A 17,821-nucleotide genomic window follows, 5' to 3' on the forward strand; every position below is an offset into this window, starting at 1 on the left:
GACAGGGCCGGGGTCGCTTGCAGGCACCCCGGCCCAGAGCACCGTGTCCGCCACGTGAACGGCAGCATGATCGTCGACCGGCGGGGCACCCCGCTGGCCGTCTCCGTGACCGGAGGGAACCGGCACGACGTCACCCAACTGATGCCGCCGCTTGACGCGATCCCCCGCATACACGGGCTACGGGGCCGTCCGCGGAACAAGCCCAAGCGGCTGTTCGCAGACCGGCTACGGCTACGACAAGTGCCGCCGTCTGCTGTGGAAGCGCGGCATCAAGCCCCTCATCGCCCGGCGCGGCGTTGCTCATGACTGGGGAAGACCCGCAAGGTGGTCGAGCGCACCTTCACCTGGCTCCACAGTTCACACGACTCCGGATCCGCAACGAGCGTCGTACCGATCTCCATCAAGGCCTATGGGAACTGGCATGCAGCATCATCCGCCTCCGTCGGCCTTCCCACTCGCAGATGAGGAGCTCCTCCCTGTCACGGGCGCAGATGGCCAGTCCAGCACGGTCAGTTCGGGCCACTGCTCCCGCCAGCGAGCCGACTTGGCCTCGTAGACCCCTCGCGGGGCGAGTACCGGATTCGGGCGTACGACGAGGTTGAACACGTCGGAGAGTCCGTGCGGTGCATAGACCCGCCATCGACCGTCGGCTTCCAGGCGTACCCCCACGCAACAGGTGGTGGCAGCGAAGCAGTCGATGGCTGATTCCGTGGACTCGTGCGGAGCGCAGGGGACCTCGAATTTCTGCTCGTACCAGAGGTGGACTCGGGCTTCGTTGCGGATCTCGACCCCGGCCGGCAGACCACCGAAGACCTCCTCCCCCTTCCTGATCACGGCGTCCTCCGCCTCCCACGACAGGTCGCTGTCATCGAATTGACATCCTCTCCGCTAAAGGACGGAGATTCCCACCTGCCTGCCGGTGGTCACCGGCTGGGGCTTCGGGGGGGGTTCCTGTTTCTTCGCGCTGCGCCGGTACGAGTACCGGTCTTACCCGCGCTCCGCAGGCTGATACGGCCAGTCCGGCCGCCTTCGCGATGTTGACCGCCGCATTGATGTCCCGGTCAAGGACGGTCCCGCAGGCCCCGCACGTCCACACGCGGAGGCTGAGGGGCTTGGGACCGTCCTTGACGCCGCAGGCCGAGCAGACCTGAGAGGTCGGTTCGAAGCGTCCGATGCGGTGGAAAGTCCGCCCATACAAGGCCGCCTTGTACTCCAGCATCGCGGTGAATGTCGACCATCCGGCGTCATACACAGACTTGGCCATGCGGGTGCGGGCGAGTCCCTTGACCGCCAGGTCTTCCACTGCAACCGCTTGGTTTTCGCGGATGATCTTCGTGGAGAGCTGGTGGTGGAACTCGCGCCGCGCGTCGGCGGTCCGTGCGTGGGCGCGTGCAACCTTGATTCGGGCCTTCGCCCGGTTCTTCGATCCCTTGGCCTTCCGGCTGAGATCCTGCTGAGCCTTCTTCAGCTTCTTCTCGGCCCGGCGTAGGAAGCGGGGGCTGTCGATCTTCGTTCCGTCGGAGAGGATCGCGAAGTGGGTCAGGCCCACGTCGATGCCGACGACGTTGTCCGTGGCGGGCAGCATCTCGGGGTCGGTCTCGACCACGAACGAGGCGAAGTACCGGCCCGCACTGTCCTTGACCACGGTCACCGTGGATGGTGCCGATGGCAGGGAGCGGGACCACTTCACGGCCACGTCACCGACCTTGGGCAGCCGGAGCTTCCCGCCGGTCGTGATCTTCCATCCGGCGTTCGCGGTGAACCGGATCGCCTGCCGGGTGTCCTTGCGGGACTTGAAGCGGGGCGGTCCCATCGTGGGGCGCTTGCCCCTGAGGCCGTCGAAGAAGTTTCGGTACGCGGCGTCCAGGTCCCGAAGGGACTGCTGCAACACGACCGAGGACACCTCGTTGAGCCATGCCCGCTCGGGAGTCTTCTTCGCGAGGGTGAGCTGCTTGGACAGTTCGGCCGAAGGGACGAACGGCAGCCCCGCCGCACGAGCCTGTTCGCGGACGCGGAGCGCGTCGTTGAAGACAACCCGGGCGCACCCGAACGCCCGTGCCAACGCGGTGCGCTGACCGGTGCTCGGGTACACGCGGAAGCTGTACCGAAGCTGCATGACGCTCACCATATCCTTTGGTTTATGTCACCACGGTGGAATCCCAATCCGGACGTACGTACGTACGGGTCGTCACGTCGTCTACAACCTGCATGTCCATTTGGTTTTTGTCACGAAGTACCGGCGTGAAGCCATGACGGACACCATGCTCACCAGGTGCGAGGAGATCATGCGGGAGGTGTGCGCGGACTTCGAGGCCGAACTGAAGCAATTCAACGGCGAGGACGACCACGTGCACCTGCTCGTGCACTACCCCCCGAAAGTCCAGCTCTCCAAGCTGGTCAACTCCCTCAAAGGCGTGTCCGCCCGAATGCTGCGCAAAAAATACGACACGCACGTCCAGCGGTACCTGTGGGGCGGGCACTTCTGGTCCGGCTCCTACTTCGCCGGTTCCTGTGGCGGCGCCCCACTGACCGCCGTACGCCAGTACATCGACAGCCAGAAACGGCCTGCCTGACCGTCACCCCGGAGCCGGTAGCGAACTCCGCCGCTTCGCGGCTCCGGACCAAGGACGGCCTTCACCCCCGCCCTAAAGGACGGAGCACTGACCAAAATCAGAGGTAGAAGACGTCGTAGCCCTTGATCCCGTTGACGGGGGGCCTGTCTGTAACAACGTTCCACACGGTCTGGAACAGACAGCCTGCCGTCACGTACCAGCCGGGCAACTCCAGCTTCATGGTTCGGCTCAGCACCTCCAGCAATACCTCGTTGCGGGAAAGCACGGACTTCAGGACGGCGAGTTGTTCGTCCAGGGGAAGGCGACCGATCACCGCTCATACCTACCACGCGACACGCCGTCCAGTCTTCGCCAAGACATCAATGAAGGGAGACAGAGAAGCCTGGCCTGGTCAGCGCCCTCCCTGAGGGTCGCGAACACGCGTGCAGCTGCACGAGCCGGCTCCATACCCCATTCTCACTTCGCGGCTGCTGGGCTCACGGATCTACAGAAGACCGCTCCCGTGTCCACGAGAACCCGCCCACGCCAGGATCACGGTGTGCCCCAAGTCGTTTGCCATGGAGTGGACTTCAACTCCTAGGATGCGCCAGGGCAGCCCGACAGTGAGGAGGACGCCATGCGATACCGCACACTCGGCCGCACCGGCATCGAAGTGAGCACGTACTGCCTGGGCACGATGATGTTCGGATCGGTCGGCAACCCCGACCACGAGGACAGCGCCAGGATCATCCACGCCGCCATGGACGCGGGCGTCAACTTCATCGACACGGCGGACATGTACTCGGCCGGTGAGTCCGAGGTCATCGTCGGAAAGGCACTACGAGCGTCCGGGCGGCGGGATGAGGCCGTGCTCGCGACGAAGGTCCACTTCCAGATGGGCGAAGGAAGAAACCGGAGCGGGAACTCCCGCCGCTGGATCACCCAGGCTGTGGAGGCGAGCCTACGGCGGCTCGACACCGAGTGGATCGACCTTTACCAGGTGCACCGTCCGGATCACACCACGGACATCGAGGAGACACTCGGTGTCCTCGGCGACCTTGTGCAAGCGGGAAAGATCCGGGCGTTCGGGTCGTCAACGTTCCCGGCCGAGGAGATCGCGGAGGCGCAGCATGTGGCGGAGCGACGCGGCCTCCAGCGTTTCCGGACCGAGCAACCCCCGTACTCGATCCTCGCGCGAGGCGTGGAGGCCGCGGTGCTGCCGACAGCTCGGCGGTACGGCATGGGAGTGCTGACATGGAGCCCGCTCGCCTCCGGCTTCCTCAGCGGCCGCTACCGGGCAGGGCAGGCAGTCGATCTCACCACCGGGCGTGCGCGGTTGAACCCCGCCCGCTTCGACCCGTCGATCCCGGAGAACATCACCAAGCTGGCGGCCGCCGATCGGCTCGCCGAACTGGCCGCGGACATCGGGTGCACCCTGCCGGAGTTGGCAGTCGCCTTCCCGCTCGCCCATCCTGCCGTCACCTCGGTCATCATCGGCCCTCGCACGGCGGAACAGTGGGAGGCCCTGCTGAAGGGCGCACCAGTGGTCCTCGACGACGCGGCTCTCGATCGCATCGACGAGATCGTCCCGCCCGGCACCAACCTCTACCGCCCCGACGGCGTCTGGCAGCCACCGGCTCTGACGGACAACACGCTCCGCCGCCGCCCGACAGACGAACGGGCCGCATCGTGACTTAAGGCCGCGTCCTTTGCCTTGCGGCGCGCAGGAAGCAGACAAGGTGACCCAGCCACAGCCCGCACTTCCTGGCAGCGATAGGGACGCCGCCCGAGACCGCGCTCGCCCTCAGCCGCGGCCGCCCATTCGACGGCCAGGAGCATCTGTGGGCGGTATCGGTGCAGCCGGAACTGCCCTCGCGTATCGCCGCCGTCGCACACACCCTTCGCGGCCTGGCATCCCGATGTGGACATGGGGCGGGGCGATCTGAGTGACGCGGAGTGGGAACGGCTGCGGCCGTTCCTGCCGATCAGTAACAGGCGTTGTGGCCGGTGGAGCGATCATCGGCAGGTCATCGACGGGATCCAGCACCAGGTGCGGATCGGCGTGCAGTGACGTGATCTGCCCGAACGGTTCGGGCCGTGGAAGACCGTCTACGAACGACACCGACTGTGGCCGGCCGACGGGACATGGGAGCGTCCGCTGCAGCAGGTCCAGGCTGCCGCGGATGCCGCGGGTGAGATCGACCGGGACATCTCGGTGGACTCCACCATCGCACATCAGCACGCGGCCGGTGCCCGCACCGATCCGCCACCCGTTCCTGCCTCAAAGGGGGCCGAGCAGGCAGAACACCAGGGCGAAACAGCGTGGCAGAGCCTGCACGCCCGCCTGGTGGAGGTGGTGCAGGAAGTGAGGGCCTGGGCCGCTCGCGGGGCGGGTTCACCAGCAAACTCCACCTGAGCGCGGACGGCCGATGCCGCCCGCTGTCCCTGATCGTCACACCGGACAACGGGCGGACTGCACCCAGTTCAAACAGGTGCTGGACAAGATCCGCGTTCCAGAGATCGGCCCGGGCATGCCCCGCAAGAAGCCCGACCGTTTTGCGGCGGACAAGGCCTACAGCAACAGATCATCCGCGCTATTCGCGGGGCCGGGCCGGGCCGGAGCGGCGGACAACCCGCAGTTCACCGCCGTTGCGGACAAGATCAACGCACTCGGCCCAGCCGGTCGGCCGCCTCGCACCCGCCTCGGCGCGGTCGCCGCCGACACGGCGTACTCCGACCGCGACACGTGCGCCCAGGTGCGCCACGGGGCGCCCGCCCCCATCCAGCGAACCCGTGAATCCGGTGCCACAGGGAGCCGCTGTGACGAGGGCCACGTGCTGCCGACAGACAATCGGACCCGAGGGTCCGGTAACGTCGGCGATGCGGACTCGCGGGTCCACATCCCATTCCCCCTCACTCATGGAGTCCAGCGATGGCCCACGCCCGTATCAGCGAAGCTCTCCAAACTCTGGTCCTCGAGCCCGAACCCGGTGTCGAACCGAACCAGGTGCTCGACCGTTTCCACGCGCCTGCCTCACGCACCGCAGCGACGGCGAAGTGCTCGACCGGGGCGAGTTCGCGGCGATGGTCGCCGCCACCCGAACGCAGGTCATGGGGGGGGGACGGTAACCGTGCTCGACGAGCTGAGCGACGGCTCCTCTTACGGCGAACGACACGTCTTTCAGATCACCCTGACCGATGGCTCCACCCTGCACCGGGACTACGGCGATGAACCGCTTCTGGACACCCCCGACAGCCCCCCACCCCCTCCGACTGAGGCGCCGCCCAGGGATTCCCCCGGTTGGGTCCGGCACGAGACCCCGGGAACTCAGCCGACGCGTTCGTGATGATCGGCGATGCGCCGGATTCACCCCGTACACGCGGGGGTCGCCTGGACCGCGGTCGATGCCCCGGGAAGCTCCGGGGCGGAGCCGGCCAGCACGGCGGGCGGCCGTCAGGCTGTTTCGCACACGGACGCCGCCCTCTCCAGCTCTGAGAATGAGGAGCACCCCCCATGAAGCCATCTCAGACACCGATTGCGACAGGGGACCAGCCGCCATCGCCGCGCAGGACGGACGCCCGCCGCAACCACGCGCGCGTGATCGCCGCGGCTGTCGAGGTCTTCCGTGAGAACGGTGCGCGCGCAACGGTGCCCGAGATCGCGGCCCGCGCTCGGGTGGGCAAGGCGACGGTGTATCGCAGCTTCCCCACAAAAGAGGACTTGCTGGAGTCGGTCACCCGACTGAGCCTGGAAGAACTGGGGCGACGGACAGCGACCGCCGCACGAGCGACCGATCCGCACAAAGCTCTCAGCGGCTTTGTGGACGAACTGTTCGAGCTCCTCGCCCGCGACCGCCTGCTCGCCGACCGCCTGGCAGGCGACGCTTCCCCCGCTGTCGCTGTCGTTCTGGAGTCGCTGACGGAGGTCATGGAAGCGGCACGCGCGGCGGGAGCGATCCGCGACGACACCACCCTGCTGGATCTGCGGGTGATCTTGTGCGGCGTGTCGTTGCAACTGATACGGATGGACGAGCGCGACCCCCAAGTGTGGAGCCGTTTCGGCGCCACGGTGATCCGCATGCTTTCCTGAACCGACGCTTCCGGAAACGGAACCCCGGCGTTTGCCCGGCGCGTCCGAACTTCCCGTCGATGGCGGCAGCGGGCCCGGAAGGCGGTGAAGACGGCCTGGTCGGATCATCGAGTTCTCCGCCGCCACAGCACCCGCGTCCCCGCCCACGCGACACCCAAGACGGAACGGACAGTCCAGGCCACGCCGGGCCCCGGGCACGGTCTGTCCCGAACGAGTCGTCGTAAGGAAGGCGCAGAGCCCTCACCTACTTGGACACGTTCGGCAGGCCAGTCGGCCTTACCCGAACACCTGAGAGACAGCGACCCCGGCCGCGGCCGCGGAACGTAGAAACACCCGCCGACTCGCATGGACAGCATCTTCGGCAGCCTCAAGCCCTCCCCGGACGCACGCGGCGGTCCAAGCCGTCCAGAGCTGGGTACTGCCGCTGCGGCGGAGCGGAGCCGGCAACAGCACGGCCCGACGACCCTGATGGCGGCGGCACTTCCGTCAGTCGGGCTTCACGCGGCCTCGGACCGCCGGAATGCAGCGGACGAGCGCCTCCAACCAGCCATGACCCGGGAGTTGTTCGGCTGCGACGCGGGCTCCTCACCGTGCCGACGGGATGAAGCACTCCGAATGACGTACGCCCTAACCGGAATAATCAGTTCCGAATTGAAGGAAGTCACACATGGCGACTGAAACTCAGCGCACACACTATCGAGTCACCTACGTCGTACTCGTCGCAGGCGTCCTCGCCTTCGCGTTGCTCCAGTCACTGACGTTTTCTCAACGGTGATCATTTCCAATTTTCGTTGAGGACGAGGGCGGCGCGGGCGATGTCGCCGATCCTCCTGGGGCTGAGGGTGACGTGCTGCAGGGTCCGCCAGCGCTGCTTGAGTTCGGCGGCGGCGCGTTCGCCGAGCGCACGAATGCCTCTGATCAGGGCATTCGTGGTTTGCGTGTCCGCGTGCAGCGCCCGTTCGGAGCGGCCCTTGGGGCGTCGGACGGGGACGTGGATGCCGATGCCGGCGCCGATGTAGCCCTTGTCGGCCAGGGTGGGCAGGCCGTCGGCCGCGGCCTTGTAGAGCGCGGGAAGTGCGTGGATGCGTGCGGCGGTGATGTCGGGAGTGGAGCCGGGCTCGACGTCGGAGACCCACAGCGGGGTGCCGTCCGGGGCGGATAGGAACTGCACGTTCCCGCCGAACGCCTTGTGTTTCTGGCTGAACCACAGGTCGTTGCCGTTCTCGCGGACCCCGGCGACACGGTCGGACTTGATCAGGGTGCCGTCCAGGACCACGTGGGTCATGCCCTCGCGCCGGCAGCGGTCCAGGACCTCGTGCAGGTCGGGGGCCTGGCCGGCGAGGACGTCGATGCCTTCGTGGAGGTAGCGGTAGCCGGTGGCCTGGGAGACGCCGGCGTCCCGGGCCAGGCAGTGCACGCAGCCGCGCTCGCGGAACCAGCGCAGCACCAACACCGCCTGACGGAACGGCCCCAGTGCCCGCGAGCCCCTCGGCGTGCCGATCCGGCGCCGGTGCGCGGCCAGCAGCCGGGACAACTGGTCCACGACATGGCGCGGGACATCGAGCATGGCAACATAGGTGATCAACGTGAGGCCTCTGGTTACGCGGACGATCTTGTGGTGAGAACCGTCCTACCAGGGGCTTCACGTCTGCCCGACTCCGGGGCGAGTTCGTCCTACCTGCTTACGATCAGCGTGGTTCACGCGGCTTCGTGAAGATCATTTCGCTGAGAAAACGTCACTGGTTGCGCCGGTACTGCCCGTTATCCGCAACGAGTTGCACACGTCCCAGTCCACCGCGACCTGGGTCATGACCGCCTATCTTCTCTCCGCCTCGATCTTCACGCCGATCATGGGCCGGCTCGGCGACATGATCGGGAAGAAGAAGGTATTCGTCCTGACCATGATCGGCCTGACGATCGGCTCCCTGGTCGCAGCACTGGCGCCGAACATCGAAACGATGATCCTCGGTCGGACCATCCAGGGCATCGGCGGCGGCGTGCTTCCGCTGGCCTTCGGGATCATCCGGGACGAGTTCCCCAAGAAGAGACTCCACGGTGCGGTGAGCGCCCTCGCCGCACTGATGGCGGCGGGAGGGGGCGCCGGTGTGGTTCTCGCCGGTCCCATCAACAACTCGTTGGGCTACACGTGGCTCTTCTGGCTGCCGATGATCGTCACAGCCGCCTCCGCTGCGGCCGCGTTCATCCTCGTCCCCGAGTCTCTGAACCGAACCCGTGGCCGTCTGAGTGTGCTGCCGGCTGTGGCACTGTCCGTCTGGCTCGTCGCCCTGCTTGTCGCGTTCAGCAAGGCCCCGGCCTGGGGCTGGGGTTCGGGCAGGGTAGTCGGACTGCTCGTCGCAGCAGTCGCGATCGCCTTCGCCTGGGTTCTGATGGAGAAGCGGGCGAAGACGCCCATCGTAGACATGAACATGATGAGGCAGAAGGCGGTGTGGACGAACAACTTGGTAGCCCTGCTGCTCGGTGTCGGAATGTTCGCGGTGTTCTCCTTCCTCCCGCAGTTCGTCACGACACCGAAATCGGCGGGATACGGCTTCAGCGGGAGCGTGACGGAGGCAGGGCTCATCCTGCTACCGCTCACCGTCACCATGTTCCTCACCGGACTGATCTCCGGCCGGCTCGTCAGCAGGATCGGCGGCAAGAGCACGGTCTTCCTCGGTCTGCTGGTCAGCCTCGCCGCGATGCTCCTCCTCACCTTCGCGCACACCGAAAAGTGGGAGCTTTACCTCGCCACCGGCATCATGGGGGTGGGATTCGGATTGGCCTACTCCTCGATGGCCAGCCTGATCATCAGCGCGGTACCGCCGGCACAGACAGGTGTGGCGAGCGGCATGAACACCAACCTCCGCACCGTCGGAGGCTCCATCGGCGCGGCCCTCATGGCCAGCATCGTGACCTCGAACCTCCGCCCGGACGGCCTGCCCAAGGAATCCGGCTACACGCACGGTTTCGCAATGCTCAGCACAGCCCTCGTCATCGGTGCGCTCGCCGCTCTCCTGATACCCCGGCAGCAGAAGACCACAATCCCTGGGCAGAGGAAGTCGGTACTGCAGAAAACAGCCACTGCTCCGGCTCCCAGCGGCAACACGGCCGGGTAAGAAATCGTACTGAACCGATCAGCTGCGGGGACTGAGCCAAGGGTTTCCCGGTCTGGCACAGCGCCACGAAACCATCTCACGGAACGCCACCATGGGGATCCTCGGCGACCAGCTCCAGCCATCCGGCTGACGCCTCCTCAGATCGACCCGACACCTCCGGCACAGGGAACTTCTTGCAGTTGCCGAAGTGGTTCCAGCGGGCCGGACGCTCCCGTCAGTGCCGGGGCGTGTCTCTCGATCGCGGATCACCGAACACGAGAAGTCCCGGCTCGGACGGGCAGTTGCTTCGCTGTTGCGCCAACGCTTGTTCCATCAGCCGATTGAACAGGCGCACTCATTCACGAAGGACACGTACATGACCATTGGCATGCCTGGAGGCCGTCCTGACTCCGCTCGTGACGGCCGGCGTAAATGAACGAAATGTTTCTGGAGCCGGACCGTGCCGCCATGTCCGAGATGGGTGGCCTGGTCCTCGACCGCGTCATCGACTTCATCGAAGGTCTCCCGGACCGCCCCACCGACAACACCACCGGTGCCGCGGTGACCGCTGATCTCGTGGAGTCCTTCCTCGCCGCGCCGCCCGAGCAGCCGGGCGACCTGAAGGAGCTGCTCGACCGCCTCGACGGCGCCGTCGGCTGTGCCTATGAGACAGCGGGTCCCGGATACCTGGCCTACGTCCCGGGCGGGGGCCTGTACAGCTCCGCGCTCGCCGAGTTCTACGCCCGCGGCATCAACCGGTACGGCAGCCTCGCCTTCGCCGCCCCGGCGCTGACGGCCCTGGAGGAGAGCGTGCTGCGCTGGATGGCCCAGGAGGTGTGCGGGCTCCCCCAGGGGAGTGCCGGCCTGCTGACCACCGGCGGCTCCATGGCCACCTTCTCCGCGGTGGTCGCCGCCCGCCAGGAACACCTCGGCGAGGAACTCGACGGCGGAACCCTCTACGTCACGCAATACACCCACCACTCCGTGGCGAAGGCCGCCCGGCTCGCCGGGCTCAAGGCGCGACACGTCCGCACCGTGCCCTGCGACCAGGACCTGCGGATGGACCCCGGCGCCGCCGCGGCGATGATCGACGCCGACCGAAGAGCGGGACTGCGGCCCTTCCTGATCGTCGGGTCCGCCGGCACCACCGACACCGGCACCGTCGACCCCCTGCCCGCCCTGGCCGATCTCGCCGAGCGGGAGAACCTCTGGTTCCACGTCGACGCGGCCTACGGCGGCTTCTTCCGCCTCACCGAACGGGGACGCCGGCAACTGGAGGGAACCGAACGGGCCGACTCCGTGACACTCGACCCGCACAAGACCCTCTTCCTGCCCTTCGGCACCGGCGCCCTCGTCGTCCGCGACCCCGCCAAGCTCTACGCCGCACACGAAGGCACCGGCGACTACCTCCAGGACATCGGCACATCCGGCGGACTGCCCAACTACGCCCACATGGGACCGGAACTCACCCACGAGGTCCGCGGACTGCGCGCCTGGCTACCCCTCCACCTGCACGGCGTCTCCGCCTTCCGGCAAGCCCTGGACGAAAAGCTCGACCTCGCCGAGCACACCCACACCGCACTCAGCCGCATACCCGCACTGGAAGTCCCCCGCCGCCCCGACCTCAGCACAGTGGCATTCCGGGTCCGCCCCCGCGACCACAGCACCCACGCAGCCTCAGAAGCCGACACAGCCACCCGCAAGCTCCTGAAGCGCATCAACAACGACCCGCGCCTACTACTGTCGAGCACCCTGATCGACAACCGCCAAACCATCCGCATCTGCATCGTCACCCACCGCACCCACGCCAACCGGATCAACGACATACTCGACCTCATCGCCCACCAGACCGAGCAGCTCTGACCGGCCGCACTTGTCAGGCTCCCGAGGCTGCTATGTCGTGTCAAGCCGCTCGGGGAAGCTCTTCGGGGTTCTGTTGGTTCCGTCGTTCGAGGATCTTGAAGATCTGGCGGCAGATGTTGCGTTTGAGGCATCGCTGCGCGTCGCGGGGGCTCTTGCCCTCGCTGATGCGGCGGGCGACGTACGTCTTCGTGGCAGGATCGAGCCGCATCCTGATCAGGGTGATCGTGTGCATCGCTCGGTTCAGCTGGCGGTCGCCGCCCCGGTTCAGCCGGTGCTTGTTGGTTAGCCCTGACGAGGCCGGGATCGGCGCGACCCCGGCGAAGGAGGCGAAGGCTGCCTCGGAACGGAACCGGCCCGGATGCGACCAGCTGACCAGGATCTGAGCTGCGGTGATCGGCCCGATCCCGAGCAACTCCAAGAGTTCAGGGGCCTGCTGGCGGACGAGCTGGAGAAGCTCGTTCTCCAGCTCGCGGGCTTCGACCTGGAGGTGCCGGATGCGCTGGGCGGTGCTCCGCATGGCACGGATGGTCATCCGGTGCTCGGTCGACAGCGCGGGGCGGTCGCGGAGGCCAGCGCAGCGTGTGACCTGCTGCGGTCGGCTGAGGCGACGCAGCTGGGCGCGGAGGTCGTCCGGCGCGGAGACAATCAGTGCCTTGAGCTGGTTGATGGCCGCCGTGGAGGCGTGCACGGCGCCTTGCCGGGTGGCCAGCAGCACGCGCATCGCCTCGCGTTCCCCGCGGCTTCGGGGCTGGATGACGTGCTCCGTGGCCAGGGCCTCACGGGCCGCGCGGATGGCGTCGAGCATGTCTGTCTTGCGGCCTCCCCGGACCGGCGGGCGCTTGGGACGGCAGACCTCGACGACGCGTTCACCAGCGTCTTCCAGGAAGGCGGCGAGGCCGGCGCCGTAGCTGCCGGTTCCTTCGAGTGCCCAGCAGCGTCGGCCGGGCACGTGCTGCTGGGCGAAGTCCAGCAGACGCTGGTAGCCGCGGATGTGTGCGGGTGTGTCGGTGGTCTCCAGGACGGCCCCGATGGGGCTGACGGCGGCTGCGGCGAGCGTGTCGCGGTGGGTGTCGACACCGATGACGCCGTCGACGTGTTCTGCGAGCATGGTCACGCGGTTGTTCTCCTCAGGGCGGACGGGCCGTGGTCGGCGTCGGCCTGGGTGGAGTCACCGCGTGGCGGAACTGTGATGAGTCACGCCGGAAGGCGGACAAGCTGCTGATCAAGCCAACGGGTGGGCCAGGCCGACGCCCGCGTCCGGCAGACATCTCGGGGGCACGGCAGTCCCTGACGGGACGCCAGTTATGTTGCGAGTCATGCCGGATCACGAGCGCCGAGCCTGGCAGCAACCCATCCCGGGCCGCAGAAGAACTCTCACAGTTATGTTCTTCGCGGTCCTGCAACGGGGCCGCTGGCCTCCGGGCCCGGCATGACTGTTGCCCCTGCCGAAACGATGACCTGGGGGGTGGTGGCCGAGGCAGTTGGTGGCCAGCTGTATCTCCCAGCCCTGGTCACTGCGGTGGAGCGTGGGAAGCATCATGATCCCGGCGTTGGCGACGAGCATGTCCAAGGGGCCCTCCCAGCATCGGCAGAACGCCCTCACCGACGCCAGGTCGGCGAGATCGATGGGCAGGCACCGGCACGGGCAGAACTCCCAGGAGCGCCTGACCGGGTTCGGCGCTACGGGAGGCGAACAGCCACACGAGCGCGCCCGTCACCAGGACGATGCCCCAGCCCACCCACCGCATCCTGCTGGAATGGAACGACACCACCCGCGACGTTCCCCTCGCGACGCTTCCCGAGCTCTTCGAGGCGCAGGTCGCGCGCACGCCGGACACGACCGCGGTGGTGTTCGGGGACGCCCGGTTGACGTATGCGGAGCTGAACGCCTGGGCGAACCAGCTGGCGCGGTTGCTGGTCACCAGGGGTGCGGGGCCGGAGCGCCGGGTGGCCGTGCTGATGGACAACACCTTCGGCGCCCTGTTCGTCGGCGGCGACCACACCGCCGCACCGCGGCCTCACACCCCACTCGCCCGCCAGAGCACCCTGCTCAGCGTTCCGGCGCAGCGCTCTTCGCCCACCCATGGAAAGCGTGGGTCACGCCGGGAGCGGATACATGCCACACCCCGACCACAGCACCGAGCCCTTCACCTGGTTCAACTCCGACACATGCGAGGCCATCCCGAAGGGAAGGACGGGGAACGGAGGACACAATGGAAGCGATCGCGGGCGAACTTCTCATGGCGCTGGCCAGCGGCACGGCAGGCGCAGCGGGGCAGCAGGCATGGATGTCACTGCGCGACCTCGTGCGGCGCCCAACTGCACCGGACACAGGGCCCGAAGGGCCCGGGGGAATCCCGTCAGGGCAGGAAGAATTCGCTGCCCTCGACGAAGAGGCCGAAAGCGCGGAACGCGCGCAAGCGCTCGCCCGCGCGCTGGCGCTGCGAGTCACATACGACGACGCCTTCCGGGAGCACTTCGCGGCCTGGCGGAGCGCCGCGGAGGACACTGTGGCGCGCTCCGGTGAGGGCAACGTCGACAACAGCGTCACGGGCGGCCGCCAGGGCACCGTCATCATGGGGCGGGACTTCCACGGCCCCATCACACTCAACCAGCCATGACGCGGCGCCAGCCCTGTCGCGCTGTGACATCCTGCTACGGCTCCACCGACCCGCTTCCATGTGGTCGCGTGCCCCGGGCCGGCCGCCCGATATCGGGTGGGGGGAGCCGCCGCGCGGGCATGACGGGGGTGTACGAGGTGGAGCTTTCCCGCAGGCCGCAGAGACGGTCCGGTTGAGCGGCATGTCAGAGCAGACACAGGGCGATGTGCACAATGTGTTCTCCGGTGGCAGTGCGACATATGTGATCCAGGGCCGGGACTTCGGCGACGTGCACCTGCATCTGCCGACGTCGCCGGACCGCGCCGCCGTCGAATTGGCACGGGTGGTGCTCGCCCAGTGGCGGGACGAGGCGGGGGCCCTGGGCCTGGCCGGAAGCGCCAGGCTGGCGGTGGGCTGGCGGGCCGACTGGACGGTCGCAGACCACCGTGAGCACATCGGCGCAGACTTGGCCGGCAGCACCGCCGGCCTCGCCGACCTCGCCGCCGGCTTCCGGGCTCTGCCCGCCCAGCGCCTGGTGATCATCGGCGGCCCCGGTACGGGCAAGACGTCCCTGGCGATCCTGCTCACCCTGCAGTTGCTCAGCCTGCACGATGCGACGCAACCCGTCCCCGTACCGCTGCTGGTCTCGTCCTGGGACGCGAACAAGGAACACTTCGACGTCTGGCTCGCGCGCCGTATCCACGAGGAATACAACGGCCTGACCACGGACCTCAACCGGGCCCGGATCCGCGAACTGGTACGCGACCGGCGGGTACTGCCGGTTCTCGACGGCCTGGACGAGCTACCGCCCCTGCTCCGGTCCGCGGCGCTGGCCGGGCTCAACAAGGCGGGTACCGATGGCGCGCCGCTCATCCTCACTTCCCGCACAGCCGAGTACACCGAACTCGTCGAGGAAGAAGATGTGCTGCAGGCGGCGGCCGTGATCACGGCACAGCCCGTGGACGGGGCCGCAGCGGCGACGTACCTGCGCGACTCTTCTCATCCGCAACGCACCCAGCAGTGGCAGGTACTCCTCGACCGCCTGACATCCCACCCGGAAGCCGCGGCGGCCCGAGCCCTCTCGTCCCCCCTCATGCTGTGGCTGGCCCGCACGGTGTACGCCCGAGCGGGCGCCAACCCCGGCGTACTCGCCGACGAGTCCGTCTTCCCCGACGTCGTGGACATCGAGCGGCATCTGCTGGACTCCATCGTTCCCGCGGCCTTCCCCTCCGGGCCGGCCTCGCCCCATCAGCCCCGTCCGATACGCGAGTGGGGGCACGCGCAGGCGCAGCGTGCCCTCGGCTTCCTCGCAGCCCATCTCACCACCGCGAAGACGAAGGAGTTCGCCTGGTGGGAGTTGCACCGGTCGAAGCCACCGACCGTCCTCAAAGCACCGGTACTGGTGGCCAGCTACGTCCTGGTGACGGCGGGCTCCACGAGGTTCCAGGACTGGATCACCGGAGGCGATCCCCTCCAAGCCCTCCAGGTAGCCGCGGGAGCCACGATCGCCATGATCTGCGGCATCTCTGGAGGCATGCTCCTGCTGCTCTCGCAGCTGTGGAAGGGCTCTCTTCCACGCCGGCTCGCCGCGTTCGGCAGACACCGCTCCCGTATCCCGGGCCTGTTTTGGCTTCTTGTGTTCCTGGCGCCCATTGCCCTCCTCCTGACCCGGGACGAACCGCTCCTGGCGCTGGGCTTCATCGTTCCGCCTCTGCTCATGATGGTCGTCGGCGCGCCGGCCGACACCGCGCAGTCCGTCGGGCCGCGGGCATTGCTCAGTGGCGAGCGGGCCAGCACCATGCTCATGCTCCTGGGAGTAGCACCCGTCATCGGGGCCATCGGCAGCCTGGCCGTCGCCCCTGTCCCCGACCGCACCGTGCTGCTCGGCGGCTGGCTCTCGGGAACCGTGGGCGTGGCTGCGGTGATTCTTGCACTCAGTCCCTGGACGCAGTGGCTGCTCGCGAAGGTGACACTCGCGAGCCTGGGGACGCTGCCGTGGTCGACCATGGCGTTCCTTGAGGACGCGCGCCGGGTAGGCCTGCTGCGACAGATCGGCGGCGTCTACCAGTTCCGCCACGCCCAGCTCCAAGCACGCCTCGCGGCCAATCGGCGCGGCAGCGGCCCGCCGCGCGGTCGACGGCGCGGCGGCACCCGCGCACCCTGGCCGGTTCGCCCGCTTCCTGCGGCGAGCAGCACCCCACAGGAAGCACGCGTCCCCGGCTACGTCGGGCTGCGGCGCCGCAGAGGGCATCCGGCCACCTACGTGATCATGTGGACGCTCGCGCTGATGTGGACCGGCATCATCACCTTCGGGGACGGCTGGCACGATCCCGGCGCCTTGCAGACCGTGGGCTTCTTCGCGGCGCTTCCCCCCGTCATCGACCTGCTGATCCCACCCCTCACCTGGCGTCGGGCCGAGTTGCGCCTGGACAAGGACGGGGTCGAGTTCGCGTTGGGCAAACGAACACGTCGCTTCGAGTGGCAGGACGTCGCGACGGTCGCACCGCGCCTGTTCGAACCGCCGCTCGGCAAGAACGACGACGGCACCGTCATGCTCCACCTGGAGCTCACGCCCGAGGCCGCTCCGGGGTCGCGGATCCGCGTCAACAGCACGGGATGGGTGGCCCTGTGGCCGCTCGACAGCCCCACCGGAGACCCGGACGACACGACAACCCCACCCGAATTGCATGACGCGCTCGTACGCTTCGCGGGCGAACGATGGAGGCCTCCGGGCACTGCCGGCCTACGCCGGTGACCAGGGGTCTCCACCGGCGCACTGCCCTGCTGTGAGCGGCGGAGCCGAGAGACCGCGTGCGTCAGCCGGCCGTTGTCCGACGACCGGTCAGCGACGGCGGAACCCATCAGCAGGCGACACAGCCAGTCGGGGAAGACAGAGAGGCGTGGCCGGTCAGCGCCCTCCCTGCCAGAACCACCGGAATGCCACGGCATCGGGGACCCCGTTCGACCGCCGAACGGACCCCTCGGTACGACAACGAGGCCAGGCGTTCGTGCGGGGCGAGCAGTCGAGGGCTGAGCCCGGTCGAGCGGGTCAGCCGTTGGGTCCGCTTTGGATCAAGAGTCGGTGCGATTCCTGCAATCCCGGCGGCAGGTCGTTCGGCCATACCCACGTGGCCTCCAGAACCTCAAACGAGTCGATCTTCAGGGAGCCACCGACGAGCTCGGCCGCATACGCCACCTCCACGCGCAACTTGTAGCCGCTCTTGAGGTGGACCAACTCGCCGGCCTCGACGTCAAGGCCGGTCTCCTCACGTACCTCGCGGGCGACGGTGTCGCGGAAGTCCTCGCCTGCTTTGGCGTAACCGGTAGGCAGGCCCCACTGGCGGCCCTCGGGCCACAGGCGGTGGCGCAGCAGCAGCACACGACCCTCGGCGTCGCGGACAACGCCGGTCACGCCGACCATGTACTTGCTGTTCGCCAGCCACATGACCCGCCACTGCAGGGGCCCCCGGATGATCCGCCACAGTCCCGCGATCATGCGCTTCATTCCGTGCCTTTCGGGAGTTGGGCCGCCCATGGCGTCCCGCGGAAGGCCCACGATCGCGCATGGAAAGGTGGCCTTCCAAACACGCTGAGTGGACGGGTTTGAGGCCGCCGTACGCATGG

Annotated in this window: 11 protein-coding genes and 5 pseudogenes; 10 read left to right on the forward strand and 6 right to left on the reverse strand. The window is 67.8% G+C overall.

Translation table 11 applies throughout. From position 1 onward, the window contains the following. Positions 1-27: 27 nt before the first annotated feature. Positions 28-446, forward strand: a pseudogene (locus OIE69_RS02490) (transposase); the annotation flags it as partial. On the opposite strand, the pseudogene OIE69_RS02495 reads toward OIE69_RS02490, so the two are convergent. Both OIE69_RS02495 and OIE69_RS02500 read right to left on the reverse strand, forming a co-directional pair. Beyond that, positions 430-873: pseudogene (locus OIE69_RS02495) on the reverse strand (nucleotidyltransferase family protein); the annotation flags it as partial. The pseudogenes OIE69_RS02490 and OIE69_RS02495 sit on opposite strands and share 17 nt — an antisense overlap. Then, the gene (locus OIE69_RS02500) at positions 866-2,116 is read right to left on the reverse strand and encodes an RNA-guided endonuclease InsQ/TnpB family protein (RefSeq protein WP_326570272.1); all 1,251 of its coding nucleotides are present in this window, start codon (positions 2,114-2,116) and stop codon (positions 866-868) included. The gene OIE69_RS02500 and the pseudogene OIE69_RS02495, both read right to left, overlap by 8 nt. Here OIE69_RS02500 and tnpA point away from each other — a divergent pair. After that, the gene (tnpA, locus tag OIE69_RS02505) at positions 2,115-2,573 is read left to right on the forward strand and encodes an IS200/IS605 family transposase (RefSeq protein WP_326570273.1); all 459 of its coding nucleotides are present in this window, start codon (positions 2,115-2,117) and stop codon (positions 2,571-2,573) included. The two genes, OIE69_RS02500 and tnpA, sit on opposite strands and share 2 nt — an antisense overlap. Before the next feature lie 103 nt (positions 2,574-2,676). Here tnpA and OIE69_RS02510 read toward each other — a convergent pair. Continuing rightward, positions 2,677-2,886: pseudogene (locus OIE69_RS02510) on the reverse strand (nucleotidyltransferase family protein); the annotation flags it as partial. 303 nt (positions 2,887-3,189) lie between these two features. Between OIE69_RS02510 and OIE69_RS02515 the strand changes: the two are divergent. The 3 genes and pseudogenes from OIE69_RS02515 (at position 3,190) to OIE69_RS02525 (ending at position 6,642) form a co-directional block, all read left to right on the forward strand. Beyond that, positions 3,190-4,245: an aldo/keto reductase gene (locus tag OIE69_RS02515; RefSeq protein WP_326570274.1), complete on the forward strand. Its 1,056-nt coding sequence runs from the start codon at positions 3,190-3,192 to the stop codon at positions 4,243-4,245. A 234-nt stretch (positions 4,246-4,479) separates the two neighbouring features. Then, a pseudogene (locus OIE69_RS44710) lies at positions 4,480-5,137 on the forward strand (IS5 family transposase); the annotation flags it as partial. Positions 5,138-6,066: 929 nt separating this feature from the next. Continuing rightward, the gene (locus OIE69_RS02525) at positions 6,067-6,642 is read left to right on the forward strand and encodes a TetR/AcrR family transcriptional regulator (protein WP_326570275.1); all 576 of its coding nucleotides are present in this window, start codon (positions 6,067-6,069) and stop codon (positions 6,640-6,642) included. A 775-nt stretch (positions 6,643-7,417) separates the two neighbouring features. Here OIE69_RS02525 and OIE69_RS02530 read toward each other — a convergent pair. Further along, entirely contained in the window at positions 7,418-8,227 is an 810-nt protein-coding gene (locus OIE69_RS02530; protein WP_326569999.1) for a transposase family protein, read from the reverse strand. Positions 8,228-8,381: 154 nt separating this feature from the next. On the opposite strand from OIE69_RS02530, the gene OIE69_RS02535 reads away from it, so the two are divergent. Both OIE69_RS02535 and OIE69_RS02540 read left to right on the forward strand, forming a co-directional pair. After that, on the forward strand, positions 8,382-9,755 hold the full coding sequence (locus OIE69_RS02535) for an MFS transporter (protein WP_326580918.1): 1,374 nt from the start codon (positions 8,382-8,384) through the stop codon (positions 9,753-9,755). A 447-nt stretch (positions 9,756-10,202) separates the two neighbouring features. Further along, complete coding sequence (locus OIE69_RS02540) at positions 10,203-11,597, forward strand: pyridoxal phosphate-dependent decarboxylase family protein (protein WP_326570276.1); 1,395 nt, start codon at positions 10,203-10,205, stop codon at positions 11,595-11,597. Between the two features lie 40 nt (positions 11,598-11,637). Here OIE69_RS02540 and OIE69_RS02545 read toward each other — a convergent pair whose 3' ends face one another. Then, entirely contained in the window at positions 11,638-12,711 is a 1,074-nt protein-coding gene (locus OIE69_RS02545; protein ID WP_455550595.1) for an IS110 family RNA-guided transposase, read from the reverse strand. Between the two features lie 611 nt (positions 12,712-13,322). Between OIE69_RS02545 and OIE69_RS02555 the strand changes: the two are divergent. The 3 genes and pseudogenes from OIE69_RS02555 to OIE69_RS02565 form a co-directional block, all read left to right on the forward strand. Continuing rightward, positions 13,323-13,556, forward strand: a pseudogene (locus OIE69_RS02555) (AMP-binding protein); the annotation flags it as partial. Positions 13,557-13,810: 254 nt separating this feature from the next. Continuing rightward, positions 13,811-14,218, forward strand: a complete 408-nt coding sequence (locus OIE69_RS02560; protein ID WP_326580920.1) for a hypothetical protein — start codon at positions 13,811-13,813, stop codon at positions 14,216-14,218. A gap of 181 nt (positions 14,219-14,399) precedes the next feature. Then, positions 14,400-16,952: an NACHT domain-containing protein gene (locus OIE69_RS02565; protein WP_326580922.1), complete on the forward strand. Its 2,553-nt coding sequence runs from the start codon at positions 14,400-14,402 to the stop codon at positions 16,950-16,952. Positions 16,953-17,246: 294 nt separating this feature from the next. Here OIE69_RS02565 and OIE69_RS02570 read toward each other — a convergent pair whose 3' ends face one another. Next, a complete protein-coding gene (locus OIE69_RS02570; protein ID WP_326570277.1) occupies positions 17,247-17,702 on the reverse strand; it encodes an NUDIX domain-containing protein in 456 nt (151 codons plus the stop codon). Positions 17,703-17,821 lie beyond the last annotated feature (119 nt).

The organism is Actinacidiphila glaucinigra (genome assembly GCF_035918135.1).
GTDB lineage: Bacteria > Actinomycetota > Actinomycetes > Streptomycetales > Streptomycetaceae > Actinacidiphila > Actinacidiphila glaucinigra.